This is a genomic window from Thalassovita litoralis (assembly GCF_900182725.1).
GTDB lineage: Bacteria > Pseudomonadota > Alphaproteobacteria > Rhodobacterales > Rhodobacteraceae > Thalassobius > Thalassobius litoralis.
Genome location: NZ_FXTO01000006.1, coordinates 120036 through 145409 on the forward strand (window position 1 = coordinate 120036; position 25374 = coordinate 145409).

Sequence of the window (25374 nt, forward strand, 5' to 3'; positions counted from 1 at the left end):
TAATAACGTCTGCGCAGCCATATCTAGCAGCGCAGACGTTTTTCTATTTCGACCTACTGTCTCCGATTCTTGCGGCGATCAGTCTTCGATCTTGACTGACTACGCCGGACAGCCGCAGTTCCGCGGGCTGTATTAAACAGGAGACTACGGATATGGCCACTGGCACCGTAAAATGGTTCAACACCACCAAAGGTTATGGCTTCATCGCACCCGATGGCGGCAGCAAAGATGTGTTCGTGCACATTTCGGCTGTTGAGCGTTCGGGCCTGACCGGGCTGAAAGACAACCAGAAAGTCAACTTCGACATCGAAGCTGGCCGTGACGGTCGTGAATCGGCAGTGAACATCTCGGTCGCATAATTTTTGCGTCAGATGATACGGAACGCGGTCCTTCGGGGCCGCGTTTTGCGTTTGTGGGGATACGAAAAAGCCCGCCGGGTTGGGCGGGCTTTGTTTGGGTCTGCTGGCGTTGGCCGGGTCAGATCAGGCCAGCGTGACGCATGGCGGCATCAATCTGTGCCTTGGTGCTGTCCAGCAATCCGGTCAGGGGCAGGCGGACCTCTTCGCTGCACAGGCCCAGTTTGGACATGGCGTATTTCGCGCCGACCAGACCGGGTTCCACAAAGATAGCTTCGTGCAGGGGCATCAGGCGGTCCTGATAGTCCAGCGCCTTGGCGTAATCGCCCGCCAGCGTGGCAGCCTGAAATTCAGCGCACAGGCGCGGGGCCACGTTAGCCGTAACGGAAATGCAGCCGACACCGCCATGCGCGTTGAAGCCAAGCGCCGTGGCGTCTTCGCCCGAAAGCTGGATGAAATCGGCGCCGCAGGTGGCGCGTTGCTGGCTGACGCGCTCCAGCTTGCCGGTGGCATCCTTGACGCCGACAATACGGGGCAGTTTCGCCAGTTCGCCCATGGTTTCCGGTGTCATGTCCACAACGGACCGGCCGGGAATGTTATAGATGATGATCGGCAGATTGCAGCAATCGTGCAGCGCGGTGAAATGTGCAATCAAGCCGCGCTGAGTGGGCTTGTTGTAATAGGGGGTCACAACAAGCGCGGCATTGGCGCCAACCTTTTCGGCGTGCTGAATCAGGCGGATACCTTCCAGCGTGTTGTTGCTGCCTGCGCCCGCGATCACGGGAACGCGCCCGGCGGCGGCTTTCACCACCTCCTCGATCACGATCTCATGCTCGCGGTGGGTCAGCGTGGGGCTTTCGCCGGTGGTGCCGACGGGGACGAACCCATTGGTGCCTTCGCCGATATGCCACTCGATCAGTTTCTTCAATGTCTCCAGATCCAGCTCGCCGTTCTTGAACGGCGTGACCAGGGCAGGAAATGACCCTTTAAACATGACACGCTCCTTTCGTGTTGTGGCGGGTATAGACCCGAAGAAAATTTGTGCATCCCGGCGATGGTTCGCCTGCCTGCCATGTTCGTGATTTGCAGGCGCGGGAAAGCACATTTAAGCTGCGGTTGCATATCCTTTGTTCCTTTGGAAAGGCAAGAGATGTTCCGAGGTTTTGCCTTGTTTTTGATCCTAAGCCTTTTCACGGGGGGCGCGCGGGCCGACGGGCCGCAGCCGATTGCCAATGCGTTACAGGCCGCGCGGGCAGGCAACTGGGATAATGCGCAGGCGATTGCCGCGCGGGCGGGGCCGGTTGGGGCCGATCTGCTGACTTGGGTGCAACTGCGCGCGGGCGAGGGCAGTTTCGCGCAGGTACAGACGTTTTTGGCGGATCATCCCGATTGGCCGGGTCTGGCGTTGATGCGCAAACGGGCCGAGGCCGCGCTGGATGGCGTTCCCGCTGTACAGGTGGCCGCATTTTTTGGCGGGAACCGTCCTGCCACCGGGGCGGGGGTGTTGGCGCTGGCACAGGCGCAAACCGAATTGGGCCAGAAGGGTGAGGCCGAGGCGGGGGTGGTGCTGGCGTGGCGGACAATGGATTTGGATGACGAATCGCATGACGCCTTGCTGGCGCAATATGGCAAACTGCTGGCCCCGCATCATCAGGCCCGGTTGGATATGGCGCTGTGGCGGGGGCTGCGGGGCGATGCCAAACGGATGTTGCCGCTGGTCGGCGATAGCTGGAGCAAGCTGGGACAGGCGCGGCTGGGTTTGCGGGCGCAGGACAAGGCCGTGGATGGTTTGATTGCGGCAGTGCCCGCAGCATTGCAGGGGGATCCGGGGCTGGCCTATGAACGGTTTTTGTGGCGCATCCGCAAGGGGCGTACCGATGACGCCGTGGCGCTGATCACGGCGCAAAGCACGGGGATCAAGGCGCTGGGGGAACCGGCGCAATGGTCCGGCTGGCGTCGCTACTTGGTGCGCGATCTGATGCGCGACGGGCGCTATGACACGGCCTATCGGATTGCATCGGCCCATTACATGCAACCGGCTGATGGGTATGGCTATGCGGATCTGGAATGGTTGTCAGGCTATCTGTCGCTGCGATTCCTGAAGGCACCGGAACGGGCGCTGGATCATTTCCAGCGATTCCGGGCTGCGGTGGAAACACCGATTTCATTGGGCCGGGCCGGGTATTGGATTGGCCGCACCCAAGAGGCACTGGGGGATATAGAGGCCGCGAAAATCGCCTACGGTGAAGGGGCGCAATATCAGACCAGCTATTACGGGTTACTGGCGGCGGAACGCGGCGGGGTGGCGTTTGATGCGTCCTTGGCCGGGACCGAACGGTTCCCGGATTGGCGGCAGGCGGCGTTCACCAAGTCCGAAGTATATCAGGCCGGGGTTTTGGCGCTGAACGCCGGGGAAATTTCCTTGGCAGAGCAGTTTTTCACCCATCTGGCCAGCGGACTGGACCGGGCAGGAATGGGCGAAATGGGGGAAATGGCGGCGGAATTGGATCAGCCGCATTTGCAGGTGATGATTGCCAAAGAAGCGGCGCAAAAGGGCTACACGCTGCCCGCCCCCTATTACGCGCTGCACCCGATGCGAAAGCTGGCCTTGCCGGTGCCGACGGAATTGGCCCTGTCGATTGCGCGGCGCGAAAGCGAATTTGACCCCACGGTGATCAGTGGCGCGGGGGCGCAGGGGCTGATGCAACTGATGCCGGGAACAGCGGCGCAGATGGCACGCGAATTGGGTGTGGATCACGAACCGGGGCGGGTGCTCAGCGATTGGTCCTATAACGCGGCACTGGGCGGCGCCTATCTGGCGAAGCTGGCGGATCGGTTCGGCGGAAATGTGGTGATGATGGCCGCAGGCTATAACGCCGGTCCCAGCCGCCCGGATCAGTGGATCGAACGCTTTGGTGATCCGCGCGCCGGGGCGGTGGATGTGGTGGATTGGGTCGAGATGATCCCCTTCACGGAAACCCAGAATTACGTGATGCGGGTGGCGGAATCGTTGCCGGTGTATCGGGCGCGACTGGGGCTGTCGCCGCTTCCCGTGCCGTTTAGCCGGGAACTGACGGGGGCAACGATGCTGCGGCGTTGATGGTCCCCGGTCAGGCCGCCGCGCGGGACGTGGGGGCGGATGCCTTCGGCAAGAGTATTTATAATCAGAAAGAAACAAGGGTTTGTTAACCCGAATCGGATGTTCTGGCTGTGCGGTACAGGCTGGGAAGCCGATGACCGCCCAAGGAAGAGCCGCCCCACCCCTGGTAAGCATCGGCGGCGGTTCGAACGGCCGGTCAGGTGGGGCGCATCCCCTTTGGTTCTTTCTTGGTAAAAATATCCAAATCCCGACCGGATGGCAGGCGATGTGGTTGGGTGTTACAGGCTGACTTCGGGCCGGAAACCGGGGGGGATGGTATCGTGGCCCGTCAGGATCAGGTCGGCCATGACCTCGCCAACTTTCGGTGCCATGCCGAAGCCGATTTTGAAACCGCCGTTGGCGATGAATTCGCCGGGGCGCAGGGGATGTTCCCCCAGAACCGGGGCGCGGGATCGGGCGCGGGGGCGAACACCGGCCCAGCGTTCCAATACCGGGGCATCGCGCAGGGCAGGGATGGCGGCGCGGGCGCGGTCCAGTACGGCGTCCAGTTGGCTGTCAGTCGTGGTGGGGCTGCTATAGTCGCGTTCGCTGGTCGATCCGATGGCAACAGTCCCGTCCGCGTGGGGGACGGCATGAACGCTGTCCGCAAAAAGCTGGGGGCAATCGCGGCGATCCAGTTGCAGCAGCGCCGCTTGCCCCTTGACCCCATTACCGAAGCTGCGGCGATGGTGGGCGGAAATTTCCTGTAGCCCTGCAACGCCGGTGGCATGCAGGATGCGGCCTTCGGGGTCGCCTTCGGTGATGATTTGCCCGCCCTTGGCCCGAATGGCGGCAATCAGCGCGGCACAGGCCATGCGCGGGTGAATGCGGGCGGTCAGGCTGTCGCGGATCAGCCAACCGGTGTGGCTGTCTGGGGTCCAGTCGCCAGCAGCATCGGCCCGGATCACCTGCCAATCGGCCAGCCCTTGCCACAGTTGGGCAGCCCCGCTGGCGCGGTTTTGGGCCAGTGTCAGGGCATGATCGTCCGCTATGGGTTGCAGGCGGCCCAGCCGGGCATAGCCGCTGTCCTTGCCGCCTGTTTTTGCGATTTCGGCCCAGTAGGGTTCCGCCATGATCAGGCTTTCAAACTGGAACTGCTTCTTGTCGTTCCAGTTTTCCGGCACATGGGGTGCCAATGCGCCGACCAGCCCGCCGCTGCTGCCTGCGCCGGGTCCGAATGGATCAATCACCTGAACCGATGCGCCGCGTTTGGCGCAGCTCCATGCTACGGACAGACCAAAAGCGCCCGCCCCATATACCGTTACATCCACCATTGCCATTTCCCCCGTGCCTCTGCATTGTCGGCGCGTTTTCACAGGCTTTCTAAGGGATCAGCGGATGCAAGACCAGCGCGCCGAACTGGAGTGGCGGGACGGGGAAATTCCGGTGTCTACCCGGTTTGACGATCCTTATTTCAGTCTGGATAACGGGCTGGCGGAAACGGCCTATGTGTTTTTGGATGGCAACGGGTTGCCGGATCGGTTTCGGGATGGGTTTCAGATTGCCGAGCTGGGCTTTGGCACCGGGCTGAACCTGTTGGCGGTGGTAAAGCTGTGGCGCGACAGCGGGCAATCCGGGGTCTTGCACTTCACCACATTCGAGGCCTTTCCGATGAGCGGCCCGGAAATGATCCGGGCGCAACAGGCGTTTCCCGCACTGGCCGAATTGGCACAGGAATTTGCCCCGCATTGGCCAGCAACACGGCTGTCCCTGCCGGGATTGGAATTTCACATGATCCGGGGCGATGCCCGCGATAGCCTGCCGCGTTGGGATGGGATGGCCGATGCATGGTTTCTGGATGGGTTTTCCCCGGCAAAGAACCCCGAATTGTGGGAAGCTGCGTTGATGCAGCAGGTGGCCGACCATACCGCAGCAGAGGGCACAGCGGCCACCTATACAGCGGCGGGATTTGTCCGTCGCGGGCTGGAAGATGCCGGTTTTAGCGTGGCGCGCCGCGCTGGTTTTGGACGAAAACGCCATATGACGGTTGCGCGAAAGGGCCGCTGAATGGATCAAAATAACACGCGGCTTGGCATTTGGCTGATGGTCGCCACGACTTTTGTCTTTGCGATGCAGGACGGCATTTCACGCCATTTGGCCGGGGAATATAACGTGCTGATGGTGGTGATGATCCGCTATTGGTTCTTTGCGGCCTTTGTTGTTGCGGTTGGCGCACGCAAGGCGGGGGGATTGCGCAACGCTGCGGCGACCAGCCAGCCTTTGATACAGGCGTTTCGCGCGGTACTGTTGGTCGCGGAAATTTGCGTGGCGATCTGGGGCTTTACCGTGTTGGGGCTGGTGGAAAGCCACGCGGTTTTTGCCTGTTACCCGCTGTTGATTGCAGCCCTGTCCGGCCCGGTTCTGGGGGAAAAGGTGGGCTGGCGGCGCTGGATGGCGATCGGCGTGGGCTTTGTTGGTATTCTGATCATTCTGGAACCCGGTTTCGGTGTGTTCCAACCCGGCGCGGTGATCCCGCTGGTATCGGCGCTGATGTTTGCCGTTTACGGCTTGTTGACGCGCTATGTGGCGCGACGGGACAGTTCTGCCACCAGCTTTTTCTGGACTGGGACCGTGGGCATGGTGGCCATGACCGCCGTGGGCATGTGGTATTGGGAACCGATGACCGGGTCTGATTGGCTGTGGATGGGGCTGCTGTGCCTGACCGGCGCGGGCGGGCATTTTCTGTTGATCAAATGCTACGAGGTGGCCGAAGCCAGCGCGGTACAGCCCTTTGCCTATCTGCAACTGGTCTTTGCGTCTACCCTTGGGATTTTGATCTTTGGCGAAACCTTGCGAACCAATGTGATTATCGGGGCGGTGCTGATCGTGATGGCGGGGCTGTTTACCCTGTGGCGGGAACGGCAGTCCCAATAGGCGCTGCGCTGTTGGGAAGTGCGGAATTGGGTATTTGCCCCAAGAAAGAACCTGCGACCCACGCCGCAGGTTGGGGTTTAGCGGGCCGTGGCTGTCATGTTTTGCCGCCCGTCCGGGCCACGCACCCAAAGCGTGCCATCTTTCCAGCACAGGGTTGCGGTTTCGTGATCCATCAACGCCGAGGTGGCGCGGAAGCTGAATTCGGAAAGCTGACCCAACTGACGTTCGGCATATAGCATTAGCAATTGCGCCAGCAGCGGGCCGTGGGTGACAAGGCCGTCATACCCCTCGACCGTGCGGGCATAGGGGTTGTCATAGTGAATCCGGTGACCGTTGAAGGTTAGCGCCGAATAGCGGAACAACAGCGTGGTATCGAAGCTGGCCTGTTCGGCGGCGGTTTCATCGGTGGGGGCCTGTGGTGGCGTGGGGGCAGGGGTGCCGGGCGCGGGATCTTCGCGATAGACAATATCCTGCCATTCGGTCACGCGGGTTATGCCATCCTGCACAATATCATGGCGCAGCACGACAAAGCCCAGCGGGCCTGATCGTCCCTCTTTCCGGTCGATTTTTTCCAGTGTGGTGATTTTTTCCGCCGGTTTTCCGGCGTGAAGCGGGCCGTGAAACTGTAGCCGCCCACCCGCCCACATGCGGCGGGGCAGTCCCAGATCGGGGATAATGCCCAGCCCGGTTTTCGGATGGCCATCGCGGCCCAGATGGGCGGGCGGTTCCGGGGTCCAGAAATAAATCTGGTGGAAAAACGGCGGCAGCGGGGTGCCTTCGGTGATGGTGACGGGCATCCCCAGCGAAGCCTGAAGCGCAGCCGCGCGGGCGGGGTCCATCACATCGGTTTGACGGGTTTGTTTTGGGGCGTCATTCTGCATGGCGCGACGTTAGAAACGAATGGCAAAAGGGGCAATCGGGAAAATGACGGCAAAGCTGAAATCGCTGGATCATCTGGTGTTGACGGTGGGGGATATTGCGGCCTCGGCACGGTTTTATGAAACTGTTCTGGGGATGGAAATTGATCGGTTCAATGCTGCCGACGGCACCCAACGCTGGGCGCTGAAATTCGGGCATCAAAAGATCAACCTGCATCAGTCCGGTCAGGAATTTGAACCCAAGGCGCGTTTGGCAACGCCGGGGTCTGCCGATTTGTGTTTTCTGACCGACGCCCCGTTAGAGGCATGGCTGGCGCGGTTCGCCGATCACGATGTTGCGGTAATCGAAGGCCCGGTTCGGCGCACTGGTGCGATGGGGCCGATTTTGTCGCTGTATATTCGTGACCCGGATGGCAACCTGATCGAGGTGTCCAATCAGGTCTGACAGATCGTTGGCGCGGGACAAAGCAAAACGCCCCGGCTGTGTGGCACGGGGCGTTCAGGGGGTATGATCTGCCCAAGGCTTAGTTTGGCAAAATCACGATTTCAACGCGCCGGTTCTGGGCGCGGCCTTCGGCGGACAGGTTGGTGGCGATGGGCATATCCTCGCCCCGGCCAATGATCTGTACGCGGCCCGAATTCACACCGCCGCCGATCAGAATATTCGCCACGGCTGCGGCGCGGCGCTGGCTCAGATCCAGATTATACTGGGCCGATCCGGTGTTATCGGTATGGCCAACCACCTGAACGCGGGTGTCAGGATAACGGTTCAGACTGCTGGCAACAGTTTGCAGATCATCGCGCAATCCGCCCTGCACATAGGTGCTGTCGGTTGCGAACAGGATGTCCTGCGGCATGGTGACGATCAGGCGGTCGCCTGTGTTGGTGATGCCGACATTGCCGTCCAGTTGCTGACGCAGCTCTGCTTCTTGCTTGTCCAGATTGTTGCCGATGGCCGCCCCAACGCCTGCGCCAATAGCCGCCCCAACGATGGCCCCTTTCTTGTTGTTGTCAGACACCATCGCGCCTGAAATCGCGCCAAGGAAACCGCCGATCAATGCGCCTTCTTTGGCTTTGCGGTTCGGGTCCGTGCCAGCATATTCAGGGCTGGTGCAGGCCGTGGTCAACAAAAGAGCGGTGCCGCCCAGAGCCATGATAGCCGTTTTCGCAAGGGTCATAATTGTCGTGCCTCATCAAATGGATCCGCTACGTCGGAGTCCCATCAGTATATGGGGGGATTATGGCCCGCCCAAAACACGTTTATGTAAACTTGCGCAAGTTTTCGCGCATATGGGGCTTAGCTGGCCTTGGCGTACGGTTCGGCCTCGGCGCGGGCGGCTTCATAGGCCAGAAGCGCCCGTTTGACGGGCAGCCCCCAATGATAGCCCCCCAAAGCCCCCGATTTACGCAATGCGCGGTGGCAGGGGATCAGCCAACTGACCGGGTTGCGGCCCACGGCGGTGCCAACGGCGCGCACGGCCTTGGGGTTGCCGATGCTGTGGGCGATTTCCGAATATGTGGTCACATGACCCGATGGGATTTGCAGCAGCGCCTCCCATACCTTGATCTGAAAAGGAGCGCCGATCATATGCAGCCGGGTTTCACCCTTTTGGGCAAAGGCACTGTCGACCAGCGGTTTCAGCGCCATCGGGTCTTCGACAAATTGCGCCTTCGGCCAACGCGATAGCATGTCCTGCATCGCGGCTTCGGTTCCGGTTTCGGCGGCAAAGGCCAGCCCGCAAATGCCTTTGTCCGTTCCCATTACCAGTGCCAGATCAAAGGGGCTGTCGAACCACCCCCAATAAACGGTGATGCCTTCGCCTTCGCGGGCGTAATCGCCGGGGCTCATCGCTTCCCAGCGCAGGAACAGGTCATGGAGGCGGCCATTGCCGGACAAACCAACGCTGTGACTGACCTGTAGCGTGGTCATGTTTTCGCGTAGCAGGGTTTTGGCGTGGTCCAGCGCCAGATATTGCTGATACCGCTTGGGCGATACCCCCACCCATTGCGAAAACACCCGCTGGAAATGGGCGGGGCTCATGTTCATGCGTTGTGCCAGATCGGGCAGCGACAGGCCCGGTTCGGCATCAATCAAGTCCAGTGCGCGCCGCATGACGTGGTAATGATAACCTGCTTCGGTGTCCGACATGGTGGTTCCTTTCGTTGTGGGTATCTTAGCGCAGATCAGCGCGGCCAATCGACCCGGAACTTGCGGGAATGGCTTGAGCCTGCACGCAGGTCGGGGCATAGATTTCGCATGGCAAAGCAGCTTGATTATCACACGATCCGAGAGATCTTTACCCGCTTCCAACAATCCGAGCCCGAACCCAAGGGCGAGTTGGATCACGTCAACGCCTATACGCTGGTGGTGGCGGTCGCGCTGTCGGCGCAGGCCACGGACAAGGGCGTGAACAAGGCAACGGCGGAATTGTTCAAAATCGCCGACACGCCGCAGAAGATGCTGGATCTGGGCGAAGATGGGCTGATCGAACATATCAAAACGATCGGGCTGTTTCGCAACAAGGCCAAGAACGTGATCAAGCTGTCGCGTATTCTGGTTGATGACTATGACGGCGAAGTGCCGTGTTCACGCGCCGCACTGGAAAGCCTGCCGGGGGTGGGACGCAAGACCGCCAATGTGGTGCTGAACATGTGGTGGCGCTACCCGGCGCAGGCGGTGGATACGCATATTTTCCGCTTCGGTAATCGCTCGGGCGTGTGTCCGGGCAAGGATGTGGTCGCGGTGGAACGCGCCATCGAGGATAACATCCCGGTGGATTTTCAACTACATGCCCACCATTGGATGATTCTGCACGGTCGCTATACCTGCGTGGCGCGCAAACCCAAATGCAACGCCTGCCTGATCCGCGACCTGTGCCAATTCGAGGATAAAACACCATGACGAAATATCAGGTTGTCGGCATCGGGAATGCGATTGTCGACGTGATCAGCCGCTGCGACGACGGGTTCCTGTCGAAGATGGGCATTGAAAAGGGCATCATGCAACTGGTCGAAAAGGACCGGGGCGAATTGCTGTATGACGCAATGGATGACCGCGCCCGCATTCCGGGCGGATCGGTGGCCAACACGCTGGCGGGGCTGGGCAATCTGGGTCTGTCCACGGCCTTTATCGGGCGGGTGCGGGCTGATGCGCTGGGTCGCTTCTATGCAGAAGAAATGGCCAATGGCGGCACGGATTTCGTCAACCCGCCGGTGGATATGCGGCAGGGGGATTTGCCGACCTCGCGCTCGATGATCTTTGTGACACCGGATGGGGAACGGTCGATGAACACCTATCTGGGGATTTCATCGGAACTGGGGCCGCTGGACGTATCCGAAGATGTGGCGGGTCAGGCCGAAGTGCTGTTCCTCGAAGGGTATCTGTACGACAAACCACAGGGCAAAGCCGCGTTCGAGGCAGCAGCGCGGGCCTGCCGCGCAGGTGGTGGCCGGGCCGGGATCGCGCTGTCTGATCCATTCTGTGTGGATCGCCACCGCGATGATTTCCGTCGTCTGGTCAAAGAGCTGGATTATGTGATCGGCAACCAGCACGAATGGGAATCGCTGTACCAGACCGACCTGAGCAATGCGCTGGAACAGGCCGCAGCAGATGCCGGAATGGTGGTTTGCACCCGGTCCGGGCATGATGTGGTGCTGGTGCGCGGCGACGAAGAAGCCGTGGTGCCGGTGACGGAAATCGTGCCGGTGGACGCCACGGGGGCGGGCGATCAGTTCGCCGCCGGGTTCCTGTATGGCTACGCCACTGGTGCCCCGCTGGACGTTGCGGGCCGCATGGGATGTGTCGCCGCCGCCGAAGTGATCAGCCACATTGGCGCCCGCCCCGAAGCCGATATGAAGGCCCTGTTTAAACGGGCAGGGCTGATTGGCTGATCGTTGACTGCGACGCAAAGGCGGGGCTGGATTTGGATATTTGAACCAAGAAAGAACCCGGCGCGTCTGGCTTGTTTCTTTCTGGTTCAAAATACTCTGGGGGTGTGGCCGAAGGCCAGAGGGGGCAACGCCCCCTTAGCCCGATCCGATCAGAACACCGGCGGCCAGAACAAGCGCGCCGCCCAACACTACTTGCAATGCGGCGCGGAAGAACGGGGTTTCCATATATTTGTTCTGAATCCACGCGATTGCCCATAGTTCGAAAAAGACGACAATGATGGCGGTAATCGTGGCAGTCCAGAAATCCGGAATCAGATAGGGCAGGGCGTGGCCCAACCCGCCCACCGTGGTCATCACCCCGGATGCGATACCGCGTTTCAGCGGCGATCCCCGGCCTGACAGTTCGCCATCGTCAGACGCGGCTTCAGTAAAGCCCATTGAAATCCCTGCCCCGATGGAGGCGGCCAGCCCCACAAGGAAGGTTTCCCATGTGTTTTGCGTGGCGAAGGCGGCGGCAAAGATCGGGGCCAGTGTTGAAACCGATCCATCCATCAACCCGGCCAAACCCGGCTGCACCCATGTCAGCACAAATTGGCGATGGGCGGCGCGAGTTTCGGTTTCGCGGGCGTCATCGTCCAGATGCTCCTGTTCCAGCTTGCCCGCGGTATATTGGTGCCCGGCCTCGGCGGCGGCCAGATCGCCCAGCAGTTTGCGGGTATCGGCGTCCTGTGATCGTTGGGCGGCGGCAAGATAGAAATGTTCGGCATCGCGCTCCATCGCTTCGGCTTCGGCGCGGATACGTTCCAACCCCAGATTTTCGATCAGCCAGACCGGGCGGCGGGCATAGTAACCTGCCACATGTTCACGGCGGATCAGGGGGATCACATCGCCAAAGCGGCGGCGGTGCAATTCGATCAGGCGTTTGCGGTGGTCGTCCTCCTCGCACGCCATATCGTCGAAAATTTGCGCTGTGTCGGGGAAATCCACCCGCAACATTTGCGCATAGCTGCGATAGATGCGGGCGTCGTCCTCCTCGGACGAGATGGCAAGGGCCAGGATCTCTTGTTCGTTCAGATCCCGGAAGTGGCGGCGTTGGGTGAAGAAACGCATGGCTATTCCTTTTTAGAACGATTCTAATTTATTCGGATACGGAGAGAGGTACAAGCCCGCGCTTCGCCTTGAAGGAACTAAACCGGACAGTTTATAGTTTTTCAACAGAACGTAGGGACGCAGGCATGGAACAGGCGCAAAAGCCCATCAATCGAACGGGACGCAAGTTCGATCAGGTTCTTGCCGGGGCGCGGGACGTGTTCATGCGGGATGGTTTTGAAGGGGCCAGCGTGGATGCCATTGCGCGGGCGGCGGGCGTGTCCAAGGCCACCTTGTACAGCTATTTCCCAGATAAGCGACTGTTGTTCATGGAAGTGGCCAGTAGCGAGTGTAACCGACAGGCGCAGGAAACGCTGATGCTTATCGACCGCGCAGCGCCGGTGCGGGAAGTTCTGGCAATGGCGGCCCGGCAGATGATTGGGATTTTTACGTCAGAATTTTCACAGCAGATTTTTCGGGTCTGCGTGGCCGAGGCTGATCGTTTCCCTGAACTGGGGCGAAAATTTTATGAATCAGGCCCACTTACGGCGCGGCGGCATTTGGTCGAATATCTGGCCGAGGAGGCGGCGCGTGGGGAGGTTGCCGTAAGCGATGTGGAACTAGCTGCGGATCAGTTTTTGGAATTGTGCAAGGCGGATATTTTTGCACGCGCGGTTTTTGGGATAGAAACCCGGTTTCCCCCGGAACAGGTAGAGCGGGTGGTCAATGGTGCGGTCGATGTGTTTTTGGCGCGATACGCCGCGCACAAAGGGTATGCGACAGGGAAAACGCTGCCTTGCTTGGGCACATAAACAACCGATTTCATGGATGATTTGGTGGAGCCTAGGGGGATCGAGTGGCTGTCGGCTTATCCTATTGTTTTCAATGGGTTGATATTTTACCAGCTTGGCGTCTGGTACATGTCACTGTAACACTGTAACACTGTAACACTGTAGGGCGCGTTTGTGGGCCCCTCTAACATTGGGTTCTGTGGTGCCCATGATTTAGGCGGGCGCGGAGGCGACTAGTGGGGCACTAGTTTTGCCGTATGTTTGCATTTCCGGTGATCCGAATTGACGCTCCTTTACCAATCTTGATCTCTGTACCGGCACTCTTCAACGATGTGTTCTCGGTGATCGAGGTTTGCCCTGTCGCGCCATGCGATCCGCCCGTCTGGAGCGTTGGCGCGTATACTCGAGAGCCTCCTATGGTAATGTGTCCATGTTGGTGATCGAAAACTGCTGATCGAACTGCTTCTATTGCCGCCGATCTGATTTCGACAGTTCCACTTGCGGCGGCAACCTCCAATGCTCCGGCCGCCAAGTCTGGAAGCTCACCAACGTTACCCGATGCCACGGCCTGTTCGGCTTTGGCTTCCAATTCTGGTTTCTCTTTCCTGACTGCATCCATTACTTTCGATACAGTGTAGTTAGTTAGCCCATAGGTCGCGTTTGCAGCCAAGCTCACCAAGAACGCCTCAAGTACAGCCATTTCAATCTCCATCATTCTAATTAGGCGCCAGCGTATCTCTCACTTCGCATAATTCAAGTCCCTGCAGAGACTTACGGCTTAGATTAGATATTTCACGCCTGCGCTAGTTGCCCGAGCGGACAAATCCGGTAGAGAATTCAAGCCTCTACAGCCCCCATCTTCTCAATGCTGCCTGTGCAGATACTGGGTCTTTCCTGATACGTAGCACGGTCTGTCGCGTCAGCCCAGTGACCTTCGCAATCTCCGATGTCCCCGCTCCTTGGCCCAGCATGTCCACGACTACGCCCAGCGCCTCTCGGTCATAGCTCGGTTTCTTGCCCCGATACTTCACCTTGTCCTGTCGTGCAGCCGCTATGTCAACACAAGCTCATAAACGGCGGCACCGTGTTCGATGTCAAATTCTGCGGCAAGGTTTCCGTCGCCAAGGGTCACAGATAGACTCTTCATCCAATCTGACTGCTCTGCCAGTTTGGCCAGCTCCTCTCGCTCGAAATTCGCACGTGCAATGTTGTTAAGCCACCAAATCGTCATGCGAAATCCCGTGGAGCCTTGGGTTTTCTTGGTTCATTGGAGAAAGAGTATTCATTGCTTGCGGACGCAGGAGCAGCCGTCGCCGCACCCAAAAGGCTGGCACTGGATGCCTGTCCTACACGACCTAGTGCAGACGTTCGTGCATGGTTCGGTGCAGGTGGAGAGGCACTTCTCCAAGCCCTGCGAGTGGTTGATCGGCGATACGATCTTCTGGCTCTGGAATGGGTTCAATGCCCTGGAAGAGCCACGGCCTGGGGGATGCAACGGGGGCGCGCAGCGAGCCCCCTTGCCAAGGTGGTGATGTCATATTCCTATTTTGGAATATGTAGGACATCACACACCTTGCAGGCAGTCTTAACCCCGATTTTGTTGTCCTTTCAGGTATTTCGGGGCGCATACCTAAGAGGAGTCCATCGAACACCCTCGGCGGGCAAGCTGGGCGCTCGCCTCGATAGTCGCCGTGGTCGTCATGTTCGGTACGCCGCACATGCTCGTCACCTATCGGTGCGGCGGGCTGCGCTGCGATGAGTGCCGCTACATCGGCGTTCAAGGGATGCGCAGCCATCTCGGCCCGAATTGGACCTGTCCCGTCATCACCATGCTGCCCGTCAATTGGGCCGCGCTGCAAAGACAACTCTTCAACTGATCCATGACCAAAGGAGATTGACGATGAAACTTCTTGAAACCCTGAAAGACCAGATCAGCGGCACGCCGCGCCTCGTCCGCGATGGCGCTGGCGCAAAACTGACTGCCGCTCATCGGCTTCCGTCGAGCGGCGATGAATTGAAAACCGTGTTTCGGATCATCGGGTTTGGCGGCGCTGCCGCGATCCTTGTGGCGCAGTATCGCCCCGACACCCCGCCCGATCCGAACGCCAATATCTTTCTGGAGTTTGGCAACACGGTCGTTGCGGGCCTCTCGAATGCGGTCGCCCGCCTGGGCGACGTGATTGAACAGGGTACGCTCGACGTGCCGCTGGAAAGCCTGCACGGCTGGGGACTGGCGCTCGCCTTCCTCGGAGGCGTCACCGTGTTTCGCCATTCGGGGCTGTTCGACCTCTACACGTACCTGACCAATCGGGAACACGTCAGGATCGCTGTGGATCGAGAAACCCTGACGCTGCGGCGCGGGACGTATGGTCTGCCCAAACGGTTCGCGCGAGACGGAATTCAGGACGTTCTGATCCTGCCGAACCACAAGACGGGCCATGACGTGATGCTCCAGCATGACGGCAAACTGACCCGCCTTGCCAGCATCTTCGGCGACCTGACCAGGCCGACGCTTTTCAAGCTGAAACTCGATGAAGCGCTCGCCGAGCCGACCAAACCAATAACCACAAAATCTATACGGTTTTTGCAGGAATACCGCTAAACCTTGTATACTTAAAGATAGGGCATCGCTTGCGCTGCCCAGAAAGGTAAGACGATGAAAGACGATATCAGAAACGGCAACGGCACCAGCCTATCTGAGAATTTCGCCTCTTCGGCGCAGCGCATCGTGGAAATAGACGTCGCAAAGTATCAAGCGCACCTTGATGCCTCAGACCTGACGCCAGAGCAGAAAGAAAACTTCCTGCGGGGGCTTCTGTCTATCATCCTCGCAATCAGCGATCTGGGATTTGAGGTGCGTCCGCTGGAAGAATTCAGTGGAAAAGAGGTCGAAAACCGCACTCAGAGCCCCAAAGCGGCCTTGGATCGGGTAGGATCGAAGGAGCAGCTCAATCTTGGAACCAATAGAAATTCCGGCCCGATGGGCGGTCTGGAGGTAGAATGACGAACAAAAACATTGAACAAGGGGACACGCGCGCGGTCATCTACTGCCGCGTGTCCAGCACAAAGCAGAAGACCGAAGGCAGCGGCCTCGAAGGTCAGGAGCATCGTTGCCGCCAATATGCGGCTGCGCAAGGCTACGAGGTCGAAGCCGTGTTCCCCGACGATGTGTCGGGCGGCGGGGACTTCATGAAGCGCCCTGGCATGGTCGCGCTTCTCAGTTACCTCGATGCACAGCCTGACAAGGATTACGTGGTCATCTTCGATGATCTCAAGCGTTTCGCGCGGGACACCGAGTTTCACATCAAGTTGCGGCGCGAATTCCAGCATCGCGGCGCTCGGATCGAATGCTTGAACTTCAAGCTCGACGATACGCCCGAGGGCAAATTCGTCGAAACGATCTTCGCGGCCCAAGGCGAGCTGGAACGCGAGCAAAACAGGCGGCAGGTGATCCAAAAAATGGCGGCGCGGGTCGAGAAAGGCTATAACGTCTTCCCTGCGCCTGTAGGCTACCGCTACGCGAAGGATCGCGTGCATGGCAAACTGCTCGTCCGTGACGAGCCTGTTGCTTCGATCATTGCCGAGGCACTGCAAGGCTATGCAGACGGGCGGTTTGCATCCCAGAGCGAAGTGATGCGCTTTTTCGAATCCAAACCGGATTTTCCGAAGTCATCCAAAGATGGCAGCGTTCGTATCACGAAGGTCAGAGAAATCCTCGAACGTCCGACCTATGCGGGATATGTCGGGGCTCCCAATTGGGGCGTCAGCCTGCGCAAAGGGCATCATGAACCCCTTATCAGCTTCGCCACCCATGAGCGCATCCAAGAGCGCCTCAAAGGCAATGCCAACGCTCCCGCGCGCAAAGATATCAACAAGGACTTCCCGCTGCGCGGATTTGTGCTGTGTGACGATTGCGGGGAGCCTATGACGTCCTGCTGGTCGAAGGGACGCAATAAGCCCTACGCCTACTACCTCTGTGACACTCGCGATTGCGTATCAAAACGTAAATCTATCCCGCGTGCCGATATCGAAAACGGAGCAGAAGCGATTCTTCGCTCTCTGCAACCTGCCACGCAGCTCTTCGATCTGGTCAGGGCCATGTTCATCGACGTTTGGGAAATGCGTCTTACTGAGGCGCGTAGCGCCAGAAAGACGCTAGAGTCCCAGATCAAGGACATCGACTGCCAGACCGAGGCGCTCCTTGATCGGATCGTCGAAGCGTCGAGCCCGTCTGTCATTCAGGCGTATGAAGCGCGCATCGAAAAGCTAGAGCGTCAGAAGATCAGGCTTTCAGAACATGCGGCGCAAATTGTGCCTCCGAAGGGACGCCTAGAGGAATTTATCGAACACGCCCTAACTTTTCTGGGAAACCCTTGGTTTCTTTATGAAAAAGGCGGATTCGCCTTCAAGAGAACTGTGCTGAAATTGGCTTTCGCAGAGCCTCTGCGGTACAGCCGTGATGGAGGTTATCGAACCGCTAAAATCACCTTTCCATTCAAGGTGTTAGCGGATTTTTCAACACAAAAGTGCGATTTGGTGGAGCCTAGGGGGATCGAACCCCTGACCTCTTGCATGCCATGCAAGCGCTCTCCCAGCTGAGCTAAGGCCCCAAACCATCGGACCGTTCCAGTCCGTGCGCCGCTGTCTATGGGATGCCGGGGGCGGGATCAAGCGGAAAATTCCGCCCCGGTGAAAGTTTTTTGAACCGGGCCAAACTGGCCCGGAACAGGCGTTAATCAGTCGTCGTCATCCGATGCGACATCGGCCAGTTCGTCCAACGAGACGTTATCATCATCGTCGTCATCATCCAGCAGATCGTCGTCCAGATCGACATCGACATCATCATCCAACACATCCGAATCGGAATCTGCATCGGACGCGCGCATTTTCTTGGTTGCGGCATCTTCGGCATCTGCCGCGATCATACGGCTTTTGCCGATATTCAATTCCACGACTTCGCCTGTATATGGGCTGACGATCGGGTTTTTGTTCAGGTCATAGAACCGCTTGCCAGTGGTCGGGCATACGCGCTTCGTGCCCCATTCTTCCTTGGGCATGGGTAATCCCCTTTATCCTTGTGGTCTTTACGACAATCCGCGCCAACTGCCATAACAGGCCACGTGTGTCAAAGGCTTTCACGGGTCTTTGGCGGATTCGCAGACAGGAGGCGATATGGGGCATCATGTCCTGCCCGGCAACCCCCCTATTCCGGTGCATTTGCGCCGTTCTGCCCGTGCGCGGCGGATTTCGCTGCGTGTTTCGGGGCTGGATGGGCGTGTTGTACTGACCCTGCCCAAAGGTGTCCGAGAGCGTGAAGCGTTGGATTTTGCCCATGAAAAGGCCGAATGGATTCGGTCACATCTGGAAAAACAACCCGATTTAGTGGAGATAGCGCCCGGCGTAGATATTCCCGTCGAAGGACAATTGCGACGGATCGGAACAGTGTCTGGCAGGCGGGTGCTGTTGGAAAACGAACGGCTTGGCGTTCCCGGAGATCCGGCCCGCGCTTCGGCGCGGCTGGCCGGGTTCCTGCGTGAATTGGCGCGTGAACGATTGCTGGCGGCCTCTGATCTGTATGCGGGGCGGTTGGGGCGGTCGTATCGTGGAATTACGCTGCGTGACACGCGCTCGCGTTGGGGGTCGTGTTCGTCCAGCGGTGGGTTGATGTATTCTTGGCGGCTGATTCTGGCCCCGCCCGAGGTGCTGAATTATGTCGCCGCGCACGAGGTCGCGCATCTGGCGCAGATGAACCATTCTCAGGCGTTCTGGGATATGGTGGTGCAATTGCATGGTCCCTATGATGGGCCACGGAATTGGCTGCGACAGAATGGGCAGCATTTGCATCGCTATCGCTTTGGTGATTGACGGGGCGCATGTTTGTGATCACAAGCAAGCCATGCTGATAAACCCCAGACAAGACCCGGCCCCGTCTGCCCATGATCGTGTGTATCGCGGGCTGCGCAGCCGTATCATGCACGGGGAAATTGCGCCGGGACAATCGCTGACCTTGCGCGGTGTCGGACGGGAATTTGACGTGTCGATGACCCCGGCCCGCGAAGCGGTGAACAGGCTGGTGGCCGAAGGGGCATTGCAGATGTCTTCGTCCGGGCGGGTGTCGACGCCGGAATTGTCGAATGAACGGATCGAAGAACTGGCGGTGTTGCGGTCGCTGCTGGAAGTGGAACTGGCCAGCCGGGCGCTGCCGCGTGCGCATTTGGCGCTGATTGATCGTTTGCAGATGATCAACAACACCGTGTCTGAAATGGTCGTGCAGCAGGATGCGGTCGGATATATCCGCACCAATCTGGAATTTCACCGGACCCTGTATTTGCGGGCGCAGGCTCCGGCGATGCTGGCGATGACAGAAACCGTTTGGCTGCAAATGGGGCCAACGATGCGGGCGCTATACGGGCGTTTGCGCCGCAAAGACCCGCCACAGTATCACAGACTGATCATCGCCGCGTTGAAGGCGGGGGATGAACCGGGATTGCGCTTGGCAGTGCGGTCCGATGTGACGCAGGGGCTGAAGATGCTGGCGGGCTGATCCGGCTTGCGTGTGCTGTCAAAACGCGCATGATCCGGTGTATGTTGCATCAGGCCAAACATCCGAAATCACAGGTGACTATTAAATTTGCGCTGCTATGCGCGGTGCTGGTGGGGTATTTCCTGTATCTGGGGCTCAAGTATGATTTCGCCACGGGCGGCGTGGCCGCGGGCCTGACATGGAGCTTTTTCGTGCTGTGTACGCCGATTGCGGATGCCGGGTTCCTGCTGGATTTCCCGCTGCGCGTACTGTTTGGCATTCGCATGGTGCTGTCCGAGGTGGCCGTTTGGGCGCTTGCCATCGGGTTGAACGGGACGGTTCTGGCAATGGTGCCGCAGTATTATGACACCACGATCCTGACGCGTCTGTTGCACCAGATCCTGATTTCTCCTTGGCCCTATTGGGGGGTGATCGCCCTGTCCGGGGTGGGAACGTTCCTGTCCATCCGGTTCGGGGATGAATTGATGGACGTGCTGCACCACCGGGACAGGTCGTTCTTTCATGCGCATCATTTCAAATACGAACTGATCCTGATCGTATTCTTCGTCGCGGTCCTGCTGGGGTATTACGAACTGATTGCGTCGCTGGGGATCGAAGCCGTGATCGAAGGGCAGGGGTAAGGCGGTTTAGGCCGCCAGCCCCTTGTCGCCGATATCCAGGAATTTCTTGCGCCGGTCGGCAATTAGTTTCTTGCCCGACTTTCCGGTCAGATCAGCCAGCATCGTTTCGATGGTTTTGCCGACAGCGGTGATGGCGGCCTGCGGGTCGCGGTGGGCACCGCCCAGCGGTTCGGGGATGATCTGATCAATTACGGCAAGGGTTTTCAGATCCTTGGCGGTCAGGCGCATGGCTTCGGCGGCCTCGCGCATCTTCTCGGAATCCTTCCACAGGATCGAGGCGCAGCCTTCGGGTGTGATGACCGAATAGACCGAATGTTCCAACATCGCTACGCGGTTTGCCGTGGCAAAGGCCACTGCCCCGCCTGATCCGCCTTCGCCGATGATGATGCTGACCAGCGGCACACCGATTTGCAGGCATTTTTCCGTGCTGCGGGCGATAGCCTCGGATTGGCCGCGTTCTTCCGCGCCTTTGCCCGGATAGGCGCCGGGGGTGTCCACCAGCGTGATCACGGGCAGGCCGAATTTGTCAGCCATTTCCATCAGGCGGATGGCCTTGCGATAGCCTTCGGGGCGGGCCATGCCGAAATTGCGTTCGATCCGGGATTTGGTGTCATTGCCCTTTTCCTGACCGATCACCATCACCGGCTGATCGTTGAACCGCGCCAGACCGCCCATAACGGCGTGGTCGTCGGCAAAGTTCCGGTCCCCGGCCAGCGGCGTGTATTCGGTGAACAGCGCGTCGATGTAATCTTTGCAATGGGGGCGATCAGGATGGCGGGCCACCTGACATTTCCGCCACGGGGTCAGGTTCTTGTACAGGTCTTTCAGCAGTTCACCGGCTTTTTTGTCCAGCGCGGCGGCTTCGGCCTCGATGTCCATTTCCTCGTTCTGCCGGGCCATAGCCCGCAGCTCTTCGGCTTTGCCTTCGATTTCCGCAAGCGGGCGTTCAAAGTCGAGGTAGTTGGTCATCCATCGGTCTCCACGATATTTGGCTGGATATATGGCTTCCCCGGCGTCCAGATGCAACATGGCAAGATTTTCGGGGTAAATATAACGGCGGTAAATGGTGCATTTACAGCCGCGCCAGCCCTTCTTTCAGCGCCAGAACTGGCGAGGACAGGACCGGGATCGGCAGATCGGATAGCAGGCTGGCGGCCCCGGCCATTGACGCTTGTGCCAGCACCACCGTGCGGATGCCGGGGCGTTGGCTGAGGGCTGTGCGAATTTCGGCTGCGATACCACGGGCAAAGGCATGGGGGCGGCCCTGTTCAAACAGGGGCCACAACCGATCCAGCAGTAGCGGGGCAATGGTATGGGGGCTGTCGGCGGCGTCCAATTCCTGTTGCAACAGGGTGTGGCTGGGCGCTTCGGTGGATGCCAGACAGAACACCAGCAAAATATCCCCGGTATTTTCCGCCGCACGGTGCATCATCGGGCGGTCAATGCGAATGGCCCCCGCAGCTTCGGCGATTTCGCCCAGCGTGGTGCAGGTGCAAATCACCGGGGTATCAATCCCCTGAATGGTTTCAGTGATTTCTGCCCGAAGCGCATCGTCAATGCCGGTCTGGGCGCGGGCCAGCCAATCCTTGCGGACAATGTGGGTCAGTGGTGTCTCGGGCGCAATCCGATCCCGCAGGCCATCGAAGGTGGCGCAATGAACATGGGCGGTATGCAGGCAGGTCAGGTGCATACCCCAAGCCTACATCACCGGCACCAGAGTCGCCACAAGAAGAAGCGCCATGCTGTAGTTGAACACGATCAGACGGCGGCGCGAGGACAGAATGCGGCGCAGTTGTTGCCCCAACACCGTCCATGTGCTGACCGACGGCAGGTTGACCATCCCGAACACCACCCCGACCAGAACAATGGACAGCAGGCTGCGATCCGGGGCGTAAAGTGTGATGGCCGTCAGCGCCATTTGCCACGCTTTCGGGTTCACCCACTGAAACAGCGCGGCCTGAATGAATGTCATCGGTTTGCCCTTGGGGGCGGTGGTGTCTGGCATTTCCGCATGGGCGATTTTCCACGCCAGCCACAGAAGATAGGCCATTCCGGCATATTTCAGGATCGTATGGGTGATGGGGACCGCGTCAAACACCTGCATCAGGCCCAGCCCGACAATCACCACCATGACGGTAAACCCGATTCCGACGCCCAGCATATGCGGGATCGTGCGGCGGAAGCCGTAATTTGCGCCGGATGTCATCAGCATCAGGTTATTCGGCCCCGGAGTGATCGAGGTCACAAAGGCGAAAGCCGCCAAAGCAGAGAGGAGATCAGTATTCATGCGCTGAAAATATTGTGGGTATAGCGCAGTTAAATTGCTATTTGATGCGTGAATATAGAAACTGAGCAATAAATGATGAAAATAGACCAGATAAATCAGCGAATATTGCGAGAACTGTCGCGCGATGGCCGCATCAGCAATCTGGAACTGGCGGATCGGGTGGGGTTGTCGCCTTCGGCCTGCCTGCGGCGGGTGCAGGAATTGGAACGATCTGGCGTGATCCAAGGCTATCGCGCGGTTCTGAACCCGCAGGCGATGGGCGTGGGGTTCGTGGCCTATATCGCGGTGGGCCTAAGCCTGCACACCAAGGCCGCGCAAGAGGGGTTCGAGCGTTCGATTGCCCTGGCCCCCGAAGTGCGGGAATGCCACAACATCACCGGAACTGTGGAATATCTGCTGCGGGTCGAAGCAAAGGATCTGGCAGCATATAAACGGTTCCACACCGACGTGCTGGGGACATTGCCACAGGTGGCGTCGATTACATCCTATGTGGTGATGGGATCGCCCAAGGATGATCGGGCCTGATAGGCCGTAGATGACGCAAAAGAAAAGCGGCCCCGGAAGGGCCGCCAATCCAAATCGTATAGCGTCGATTAGCTGTTTGCGATCAGCTCGGACTGGGCCACGATCACCTCGGCCTGTTTGATTGACGCGATGTCGACCAGACGGCCCTTGTAGACGGTTGCGCCTTCGCCGTTGGCTTTGGCCTGTTCCATCGCTGCCAGAATTTCGCGGGCCTCGGCCACGGCTTCGTCCGATGGGGTGAATACCTGATTGGCCAGCGCGATTTGTTTGGGGTGGATGGCCCATTTACCGACCATGCCCAGCGTGGCCGAACGTTTGGCCTGTGCGATGAAGCCTTCGTCATCCGAGAAATCGCCGAACGGGCCGTCTACGGGCAGAACGCCGTGCGTGCGGCAGGCGGCGACGATGGCGGCCTGCGCCCAGTGCCACGGATCGGACCAGTATTTCGCGCCTTCGCGCAGCATATAGTAGTTTTCCTGCGTGCCGCCGATGCCGGTGGTCTGCATCCCCATCGAAGCGGCAAAGTCAGCCGCGCCCAGCGACATCGCCACCAGACGGGGCGACGCGGCAGCGATTTCTTCGACATGGGCGATACCGGCGGCGGATTCGATGATCACCTCGAAGTTGATTTTCTTGGTGCGGCCTTTGGCGCGTTCGATGGCAGTCACCAGCGCATCAACGGCATAGACGTCTTCGGCGCAGCCAACCTTGGGGATCATGATCTGATCCAGACGTTCGCCCGCCTGTTCCAGCAGGTCCACCACGTCCTTGTACCAATAGGGCGTGTCCAAAGAATTGATCCGCACCGACAGGGTTTTGTTGCCCCAGTCATATTCGCTGATCGCCTGAATGATATTGGCGCGGGCCATGTCCTTGTCCGTGGGGGCGACCGAATCTTCCAGATCCAGATTGATCACATCCGCAGCCGAGGCGGCCATTTTCGCGAAAAGTTTGGTGTTCGACCCCGGTCCGAACAATTGGCAGCGGTTCGGGCGGGCAATCGGCGTGGGCTGAAGGCGGAAGCTCATGATCGGTCCTCTTGGGTAAGGAAATTACGATTTTCTGGGGGTGAGGGTTATTAAATTGCGTGAATGTTCGCAAGTGAATTTTGCGGTTGCGGCAAGACCTGCTGCGGCGCGGCAGATATGAGGCAGCATTCATGACATGAACGGAAGAAACTGCGCAAAAATCAGGTAATGTTCGAAGAAATGTGCGTGCAGCGCGGCGCAATCGTCGCTTTTGCAAGCATTTTCCAGAGAATCTGCGGAAGACTGATGCCTGACACACAAAGCTGAGGGCGTGACATGATCGAGACACCGTATCTTCTGTTTCTGGGCGATGCGCCCGACCAACTGGCGGCCAAAGTGGCGCAGGGCATCAAGGACTGGCGCCCTGAATTTGCCGTAGGCCAGTTCCGCATGGAAGGCTGCAAGGCCGACATGAAACTGACCGATATGACGCTGGAAGAGGCCAAAGCCGCAGGCGCGAAAACGCTGGTGATCGGCGTGGCCAACCGGGGCGGCATTATCAGCCCGGCGTGGAAAAAAGTGCTGGTGGCAGCACTGGAAGAAGGCTTCGATCTGGCATCGGGCCTGCACAACCTGCTGCGCGACGAACCCGATCTGGTGGCCGTGGCCGAAGCCTGCGGGCGGACCCTGCATGACGTGCGTATTCCGTCGGTGAAATACCCGATCGCCAATGGTGTGAAGCGCACCGGCAAGCGCTGTCTGGCCGTTGGCACCGATTGTTCGGTTGGCAAGATGTACACCGCGCTGTGCGTGGAAAAAGAAATGCGCGCCCGCGGTATGGATGCGGATTTCCGCGCCACCGGCCAGACCGGCATTCTGATCACTGGCGATGGCGTGCCGCTGGATGCCGTGATCGCGGATTTCATGGCCGGGTCCATCGAATATCTGACCCCGGATAATGATCCGAACCACTGGGATATCATCGAAGGTCAGGGCAGCCTGTTCCATGTGTCCTATTCCGGTGTGACGATGGCGCTGGTGCATGGCGGTCAACCCGATGCGCTGATCGTGTGCCACGAACCGACCCGCGACCACATGCGCGGTTTGCCGGGCTATCGCCTGCCCAGCCTGACGGCTGTGCGTGATATGGCGCTGACACTGGCACAGGTGGCGAACCCGGCCTGTGTTGTGGTGGGCTATGCGATCAACACGCAGCACATGGCCGAGGATGAGGCCAAGGCTTATCTGGCAAGCGTCGAGGCTGACTTGGGCCTGCCTGCGACCGATCCGTTCCGGTTTGGCGCAGGCAAGCTGGTGGACGCTTTGGAAGCGATCTGATGAAATGGCGGCCGGATCGCGCGGGGCGCGGTTCGGCCGTTTGAGTATTTGGAATCAGAAAGAAGCAGGGGGCG

At 59.1% G+C, this 25374-nt stretch carries 30 protein-coding genes, 1 tRNA gene and 1 pseudogene; 17 read left to right on the forward strand and 15 right to left on the reverse strand.

Annotation, left to right across the window (positions count from 1 at the left end):
• Positions 1 to 152: 152 nt before the first annotated feature.
• Positions 153 to 359: a cold-shock protein gene (locus FN828_RS07215; RefSeq protein WP_142492736.1), complete on the forward strand. Its 207-nt coding sequence runs from the start codon at positions 153 to 155 to the stop codon at positions 357 to 359.
• A 118-nt stretch (positions 360 to 477) separates the two neighbouring features.
• Here the strand turns inward: FN828_RS07215 and dapA are convergent, their stop codons facing one another.
• Positions 478 to 1350: a 4-hydroxy-tetrahydrodipicolinate synthase gene (gene dapA, locus FN828_RS07220; RefSeq protein ID WP_142492737.1), complete on the reverse strand. Its 873-nt coding sequence runs from the start codon at positions 1348 to 1350 to the stop codon at positions 478 to 480.
• Positions 1351 to 1506: 156 nt separating this feature from the next.
• Between dapA and FN828_RS07225 the strand changes: the two genes are divergently transcribed.
• Complete coding sequence (locus FN828_RS07225; protein WP_142492738.1) at positions 1507 to 3456, forward strand: lytic transglycosylase domain-containing protein; 1950 nt, start codon at positions 1507 to 1509, stop codon at positions 3454 to 3456.
• Between the two features lie 278 nt (positions 3457 to 3734).
• Here the strand turns inward: FN828_RS07225 and FN828_RS07230 are convergent, their stop codons facing one another.
• Positions 3735 to 4769 (reverse strand): NAD(P)/FAD-dependent oxidoreductase, encoded by a 1035-nt coding sequence (locus FN828_RS07230; RefSeq protein ID WP_142492739.1) that lies wholly within the window; start codon positions 4767 to 4769, stop codon positions 3735 to 3737.
• Positions 4770 to 4833: 64 nt separating this feature from the next.
• Between FN828_RS07230 and mnmD the strand changes: the two genes are divergently transcribed.
• Both mnmD and FN828_RS07240 read left to right on the forward strand, forming a co-directional pair.
• Positions 4834 to 5502, forward strand: coding sequence for a tRNA (5-methylaminomethyl-2-thiouridine)(34)-methyltransferase MnmD (mnmD, locus tag FN828_RS07235; RefSeq protein WP_142492740.1), 669 nt, complete (start codon positions 4834 to 4836; stop codon positions 5500 to 5502).
• On the forward strand, positions 5503 to 6369 hold the full coding sequence (locus FN828_RS07240; protein ID WP_142492741.1) for a DMT family transporter: 867 nt from the start codon (positions 5503 to 5505) through the stop codon (positions 6367 to 6369). It begins immediately after the preceding gene.
• A gap of 77 nt (positions 6370 to 6446) precedes the next feature.
• Here FN828_RS07240 and FN828_RS07245 read toward each other — a convergent pair whose 3' ends face one another.
• A complete protein-coding gene (locus tag FN828_RS07245) occupies positions 6447 to 7250 on the reverse strand; it encodes an acyl dehydratase (RefSeq protein ID WP_142492742.1) in 804 nt (267 codons plus the stop codon).
• A gap of 43 nt (positions 7251 to 7293) precedes the next feature.
• Between FN828_RS07245 and FN828_RS07250 the strand changes: the two genes are divergently transcribed.
• Complete coding sequence (locus FN828_RS07250) at positions 7294 to 7692, forward strand: VOC family protein (protein WP_142492743.1); 399 nt, start codon at positions 7294 to 7296, stop codon at positions 7690 to 7692.
• 79 nt (positions 7693 to 7771) lie between these two features.
• Here FN828_RS07250 and FN828_RS07255 read toward each other — a convergent pair whose 3' ends face one another.
• Together FN828_RS07255 and FN828_RS07260 are read right to left on the reverse strand one after the other, a co-directional pair.
• Positions 7772 to 8425, reverse strand: a complete 654-nt coding sequence (locus FN828_RS07255; RefSeq protein ID WP_142492744.1) for an OmpA family protein — start codon at positions 8423 to 8425, stop codon at positions 7772 to 7774.
• A 119-nt stretch (positions 8426 to 8544) separates the two neighbouring features.
• Positions 8545 to 9396, reverse strand: a complete 852-nt coding sequence (locus FN828_RS07260) for a methylated-DNA--[protein]-cysteine S-methyltransferase (protein WP_142492745.1) — start codon at positions 9394 to 9396, stop codon at positions 8545 to 8547.
• A 108-nt stretch (positions 9397 to 9504) separates the two neighbouring features.
• On the opposite strand from FN828_RS07260, the gene nth reads away from it, so the two are divergent.
• Together nth and FN828_RS07270 are read left to right on the forward strand one after the other, a co-directional pair.
• Positions 9505 to 10149 (forward strand): endonuclease III, encoded by a 645-nt coding sequence (nth, locus tag FN828_RS07265; protein WP_142492746.1) that lies wholly within the window; start codon positions 9505 to 9507, stop codon positions 10147 to 10149.
• Positions 10146 to 11138: an adenosine kinase gene (locus FN828_RS07270; RefSeq protein WP_142492747.1), complete on the forward strand. Its 993-nt coding sequence runs from the start codon at positions 10146 to 10148 to the stop codon at positions 11136 to 11138. Before nth ends, FN828_RS07270 begins: the two co-directional genes overlap by 4 nt.
• Positions 11139 to 11273: 135 nt before the next feature.
• Here FN828_RS07270 and mbfA read toward each other — a convergent pair whose 3' ends face one another.
• Entirely contained in the window at positions 11274 to 12248 is a 975-nt protein-coding gene (gene mbfA / locus FN828_RS07275; RefSeq protein ID WP_142492748.1) for an iron exporter MbfA, read from the reverse strand.
• Between the two features lie 125 nt (positions 12249 to 12373).
• On the opposite strand from mbfA, the gene FN828_RS07280 reads away from it, so the two are divergent.
• The gene (locus FN828_RS07280; RefSeq protein WP_142492749.1) at positions 12374 to 13039 is read left to right on the forward strand and encodes a TetR/AcrR family transcriptional regulator; all 666 of its coding nucleotides are present in this window, start codon (positions 12374 to 12376) and stop codon (positions 13037 to 13039) included.
• A gap of 223 nt (positions 13040 to 13262) precedes the next feature.
• Here FN828_RS07280 and FN828_RS07285 read toward each other — a convergent pair whose 3' ends face one another.
• From FN828_RS07285 to FN828_RS07295, 3 genes are all read right to left on the reverse strand, one after another.
• Entirely contained in the window at positions 13263 to 13718 is a 456-nt protein-coding gene (locus FN828_RS07285; protein ID WP_142492750.1) for a hypothetical protein, read from the reverse strand.
• 145 nt (positions 13719 to 13863) lie between these two features.
• Positions 13864 to 14049, reverse strand: a complete 186-nt coding sequence (locus FN828_RS20985) for a helix-turn-helix domain-containing protein (protein WP_268987204.1) — start codon at positions 14047 to 14049, stop codon at positions 13864 to 13866.
• 20 nt (positions 14050 to 14069) lie between these two features.
• Positions 14070 to 14249, reverse strand: a complete 180-nt coding sequence (locus tag FN828_RS07295; RefSeq protein WP_142492751.1) for a hypothetical protein — start codon at positions 14247 to 14249, stop codon at positions 14070 to 14072.
• Between the two features lie 469 nt (positions 14250 to 14718).
• On the opposite strand from FN828_RS07295, the gene FN828_RS20465 reads away from it, so the two are divergent.
• From FN828_RS20465 to FN828_RS20805, 4 genes and pseudogenes are all read left to right on the forward strand, one after another.
• Positions 14719 to 14895 (forward strand): hypothetical protein, encoded by a 177-nt coding sequence (locus FN828_RS20465; RefSeq protein ID WP_185958964.1) that lies wholly within the window; start codon positions 14719 to 14721, stop codon positions 14893 to 14895.
• A 23-nt stretch (positions 14896 to 14918) separates the two neighbouring features.
• Positions 14919 to 15620: a hypothetical protein gene (locus FN828_RS07300; protein ID WP_142492752.1), complete on the forward strand. Its 702-nt coding sequence runs from the start codon at positions 14919 to 14921 to the stop codon at positions 15618 to 15620.
• Between the two features lie 54 nt (positions 15621 to 15674).
• The gene (locus tag FN828_RS07305; protein WP_142492753.1) at positions 15675 to 16022 is read left to right on the forward strand and encodes a hypothetical protein; all 348 of its coding nucleotides are present in this window, start codon (positions 15675 to 15677) and stop codon (positions 16020 to 16022) included.
• Positions 16019 to 17041: pseudogene (locus tag FN828_RS20805) on the forward strand (recombinase family protein); the annotation flags it as partial. The gene FN828_RS07305 and the pseudogene FN828_RS20805, both read left to right, overlap by 4 nt.
• A gap of 511 nt (positions 17042 to 17552) precedes the next feature.
• On the opposite strand, the gene FN828_RS07315 reads toward FN828_RS20805, so the two are convergent.
• Positions 17553 to 17628, reverse strand: a tRNA-Ala gene (locus tag FN828_RS07315).
• A 126-nt stretch (positions 17629 to 17754) separates the two neighbouring features.
• A complete protein-coding gene (locus FN828_RS07320; protein ID WP_142492754.1) occupies positions 17755 to 18075 on the reverse strand; it encodes a TIGR02300 family protein in 321 nt (106 codons plus the stop codon).
• Positions 18076 to 18190: 115 nt separating this feature from the next.
• Between FN828_RS07320 and FN828_RS07325 the strand changes: the two genes are divergently transcribed.
• The 3 genes from FN828_RS07325 to FN828_RS07335 all read left to right on the forward strand — a co-directional run bounded on the left by FN828_RS07325 (position 18191) and on the right by FN828_RS07335 (position 20182).
• Positions 18191 to 18883 (forward strand): M48 family metallopeptidase, encoded by a 693-nt coding sequence (locus FN828_RS07325; protein ID WP_142492755.1) that lies wholly within the window; start codon positions 18191 to 18193, stop codon positions 18881 to 18883.
• 31 nt (positions 18884 to 18914) lie between these two features.
• Positions 18915 to 19562 carry a GntR family transcriptional regulator gene (locus FN828_RS07330; protein WP_142492796.1) on the forward strand — a complete coding sequence of 216 codons (648 nt, stop codon included), beginning with the start codon at positions 18915 to 18917 and terminating at the stop codon, positions 19560 to 19562.
• Positions 19563 to 19636: 74 nt separating this feature from the next.
• Positions 19637 to 20182 carry a hypothetical protein gene (locus FN828_RS07335; protein ID WP_221930536.1) on the forward strand — a complete coding sequence of 182 codons (546 nt, stop codon included), beginning with the start codon at positions 19637 to 19639 and terminating at the stop codon, positions 20180 to 20182.
• Between the two features lie 6 nt (positions 20183 to 20188).
• Here the strand turns inward: FN828_RS07335 and FN828_RS07340 are convergent, their stop codons facing one another.
• From FN828_RS07340 to FN828_RS07350, 3 genes are all read right to left on the reverse strand, one after another.
• On the reverse strand, positions 20189 to 21151 hold the full coding sequence (locus FN828_RS07340) for an acetyl-CoA carboxylase carboxyltransferase subunit alpha (RefSeq protein ID WP_142492757.1): 963 nt from the start codon (positions 21149 to 21151) through the stop codon (positions 20189 to 20191).
• Positions 21152 to 21254: 103 nt separating this feature from the next.
• Positions 21255 to 21872: a hypothetical protein gene (locus FN828_RS07345; RefSeq protein WP_142492758.1), complete on the reverse strand. Its 618-nt coding sequence runs from the start codon at positions 21870 to 21872 to the stop codon at positions 21255 to 21257.
• 9 nt (positions 21873 to 21881) lie between these two features.
• On the reverse strand, positions 21882 to 22469 hold the full coding sequence (locus tag FN828_RS07350; protein ID WP_142492759.1) for a LysE family translocator: 588 nt from the start codon (positions 22467 to 22469) through the stop codon (positions 21882 to 21884).
• Between the two features lie 72 nt (positions 22470 to 22541).
• Between FN828_RS07350 and FN828_RS07355 the strand changes: the two genes are divergently transcribed.
• Complete coding sequence (locus tag FN828_RS07355) at positions 22542 to 22994, forward strand: Lrp/AsnC family transcriptional regulator (protein ID WP_142492760.1); 453 nt, start codon at positions 22542 to 22544, stop codon at positions 22992 to 22994.
• 68 nt (positions 22995 to 23062) lie between these two features.
• Here the strand turns inward: FN828_RS07355 and FN828_RS07360 are convergent, their stop codons facing one another.
• On the reverse strand, positions 23063 to 24022 hold the full coding sequence (locus tag FN828_RS07360; RefSeq protein ID WP_142492761.1) for an L-malyl-CoA/beta-methylmalyl-CoA lyase: 960 nt from the start codon (positions 24020 to 24022) through the stop codon (positions 23063 to 23065).
• Between the two features lie 276 nt (positions 24023 to 24298).
• Here FN828_RS07360 and dgcN point away from each other — a divergent pair, with 276 nt between their 5' ends.
• On the forward strand, positions 24299 to 25300 hold the full coding sequence (gene dgcN, locus FN828_RS07365; protein WP_142492762.1) for an N-acetyltransferase DgcN: 1002 nt from the start codon (positions 24299 to 24301) through the stop codon (positions 25298 to 25300).
• Positions 25301 to 25374 lie beyond the last annotated feature (74 nt).

What these genes read in the sequence shown, in the direction of transcription:
- FN828_RS07215 (WP_142492736.1), top strand. Translation starts at nt 153, where the DNA reads ATGGCCACTGGCACCGTAAAATGGTTCAACACCACCAAAGGTTATGGC.
- dapA (WP_142492737.1), bottom strand. Translation starts at nt 1,350, where the DNA reads ATGTTTAAAGGGTCATTTCCTGCCCTGGTCACGCCGTTCAAGAACGGC.
- FN828_RS07225 (WP_142492738.1), top strand. Translation starts at nt 1,507, where the DNA reads ATGTTCCGAGGTTTTGCCTTGTTTTTGATCCTAAGCCTTTTCACGGGG.
- FN828_RS07230 (WP_142492739.1), bottom strand. Translation starts at nt 4,769, where the DNA reads ATGGTGGATGTAACGGTATATGGGGCGGGCGCTTTTGGTCTGTCCGTA.
- mnmD (WP_142492740.1), top strand. Translation starts at nt 4,834, where the DNA reads ATGCAAGACCAGCGCGCCGAACTGGAGTGGCGGGACGGGGAAATTCCG.
- FN828_RS07240 (WP_142492741.1), top strand. Translation starts at nt 5,503, where the DNA reads ATGGATCAAAATAACACGCGGCTTGGCATTTGGCTGATGGTCGCCACG.
- FN828_RS07245 (WP_142492742.1), bottom strand. Translation starts at nt 7,250, where the DNA reads ATGCAGAATGACGCCCCAAAACAAACCCGTCAAACCGATGTGATGGAC.
- FN828_RS07250 (WP_142492743.1), top strand. Translation starts at nt 7,294, where the DNA reads ATGACGGCAAAGCTGAAATCGCTGGATCATCTGGTGTTGACGGTGGGG.
- FN828_RS07255 (WP_142492744.1), bottom strand. Translation starts at nt 8,425, where the DNA reads ATGACCCTTGCGAAAACGGCTATCATGGCTCTGGGCGGCACCGCTCTT.
- FN828_RS07260 (WP_142492745.1), bottom strand. Translation starts at nt 9,396, where the DNA reads ATGTCGGACACCGAAGCAGGTTATCATTACCACGTCATGCGGCGCGCA.
- nth (WP_142492746.1), top strand. Translation starts at nt 9,505, where the DNA reads ATGGCAAAGCAGCTTGATTATCACACGATCCGAGAGATCTTTACCCGC.
- FN828_RS07270 (WP_142492747.1), top strand. Translation starts at nt 10,146, where the DNA reads ATGACGAAATATCAGGTTGTCGGCATCGGGAATGCGATTGTCGACGTG.
- mbfA (WP_142492748.1), bottom strand. Translation starts at nt 12,248, where the DNA reads ATGCGTTTCTTCACCCAACGCCGCCACTTCCGGGATCTGAACGAACAA.
- FN828_RS07280 (WP_142492749.1), top strand. Translation starts at nt 12,374, where the DNA reads ATGGAACAGGCGCAAAAGCCCATCAATCGAACGGGACGCAAGTTCGAT.
- FN828_RS07285 (WP_142492750.1), bottom strand. Translation starts at nt 13,718, where the DNA reads ATGGCTGTACTTGAGGCGTTCTTGGTGAGCTTGGCTGCAAACGCGACC.
- FN828_RS07295 (WP_142492751.1), bottom strand. Translation starts at nt 14,249, where the DNA reads ATGACGATTTGGTGGCTTAACAACATTGCACGTGCGAATTTCGAGCGA.
- FN828_RS20465 (WP_185958964.1), top strand. Translation starts at nt 14,719, where the DNA reads ATGTTCGGTACGCCGCACATGCTCGTCACCTATCGGTGCGGCGGGCTG.
- FN828_RS07300 (WP_142492752.1), top strand. Translation starts at nt 14,919, where the DNA reads ATGAAACTTCTTGAAACCCTGAAAGACCAGATCAGCGGCACGCCGCGC.
- FN828_RS07305 (WP_142492753.1), top strand. Translation starts at nt 15,675, where the DNA reads ATGAAAGACGATATCAGAAACGGCAACGGCACCAGCCTATCTGAGAAT.
- FN828_RS07320 (WP_142492754.1), bottom strand. Translation starts at nt 18,075, where the DNA reads ATGCCCAAGGAAGAATGGGGCACGAAGCGCGTATGCCCGACCACTGGC.
- FN828_RS07325 (WP_142492755.1), top strand. Translation starts at nt 18,191, where the DNA reads ATGGGGCATCATGTCCTGCCCGGCAACCCCCCTATTCCGGTGCATTTG.
- FN828_RS07330 (WP_142492796.1), top strand. Translation starts at nt 18,915, where the DNA reads ATGCTGATAAACCCCAGACAAGACCCGGCCCCGTCTGCCCATGATCGT.
- FN828_RS07340 (WP_142492757.1), bottom strand. Translation starts at nt 21,151, where the DNA reads ATGACCAACTACCTCGACTTTGAACGCCCGCTTGCGGAAATCGAAGGC.
- FN828_RS07345 (WP_142492758.1), bottom strand. Translation starts at nt 21,872, where the DNA reads ATGCACCTGACCTGCCTGCATACCGCCCATGTTCATTGCGCCACCTTC.
- FN828_RS07350 (WP_142492759.1), bottom strand. Translation starts at nt 22,469, where the DNA reads ATGAATACTGATCTCCTCTCTGCTTTGGCGGCTTTCGCCTTTGTGACC.
- FN828_RS07355 (WP_142492760.1), top strand. Translation starts at nt 22,542, where the DNA reads ATGATGAAAATAGACCAGATAAATCAGCGAATATTGCGAGAACTGTCG.
- FN828_RS07360 (WP_142492761.1), bottom strand. Translation starts at nt 24,022, where the DNA reads ATGAGCTTCCGCCTTCAGCCCACGCCGATTGCCCGCCCGAACCGCTGC.
- dgcN (WP_142492762.1), top strand. Translation starts at nt 24,299, where the DNA reads ATGATCGAGACACCGTATCTTCTGTTTCTGGGCGATGCGCCCGACCAA.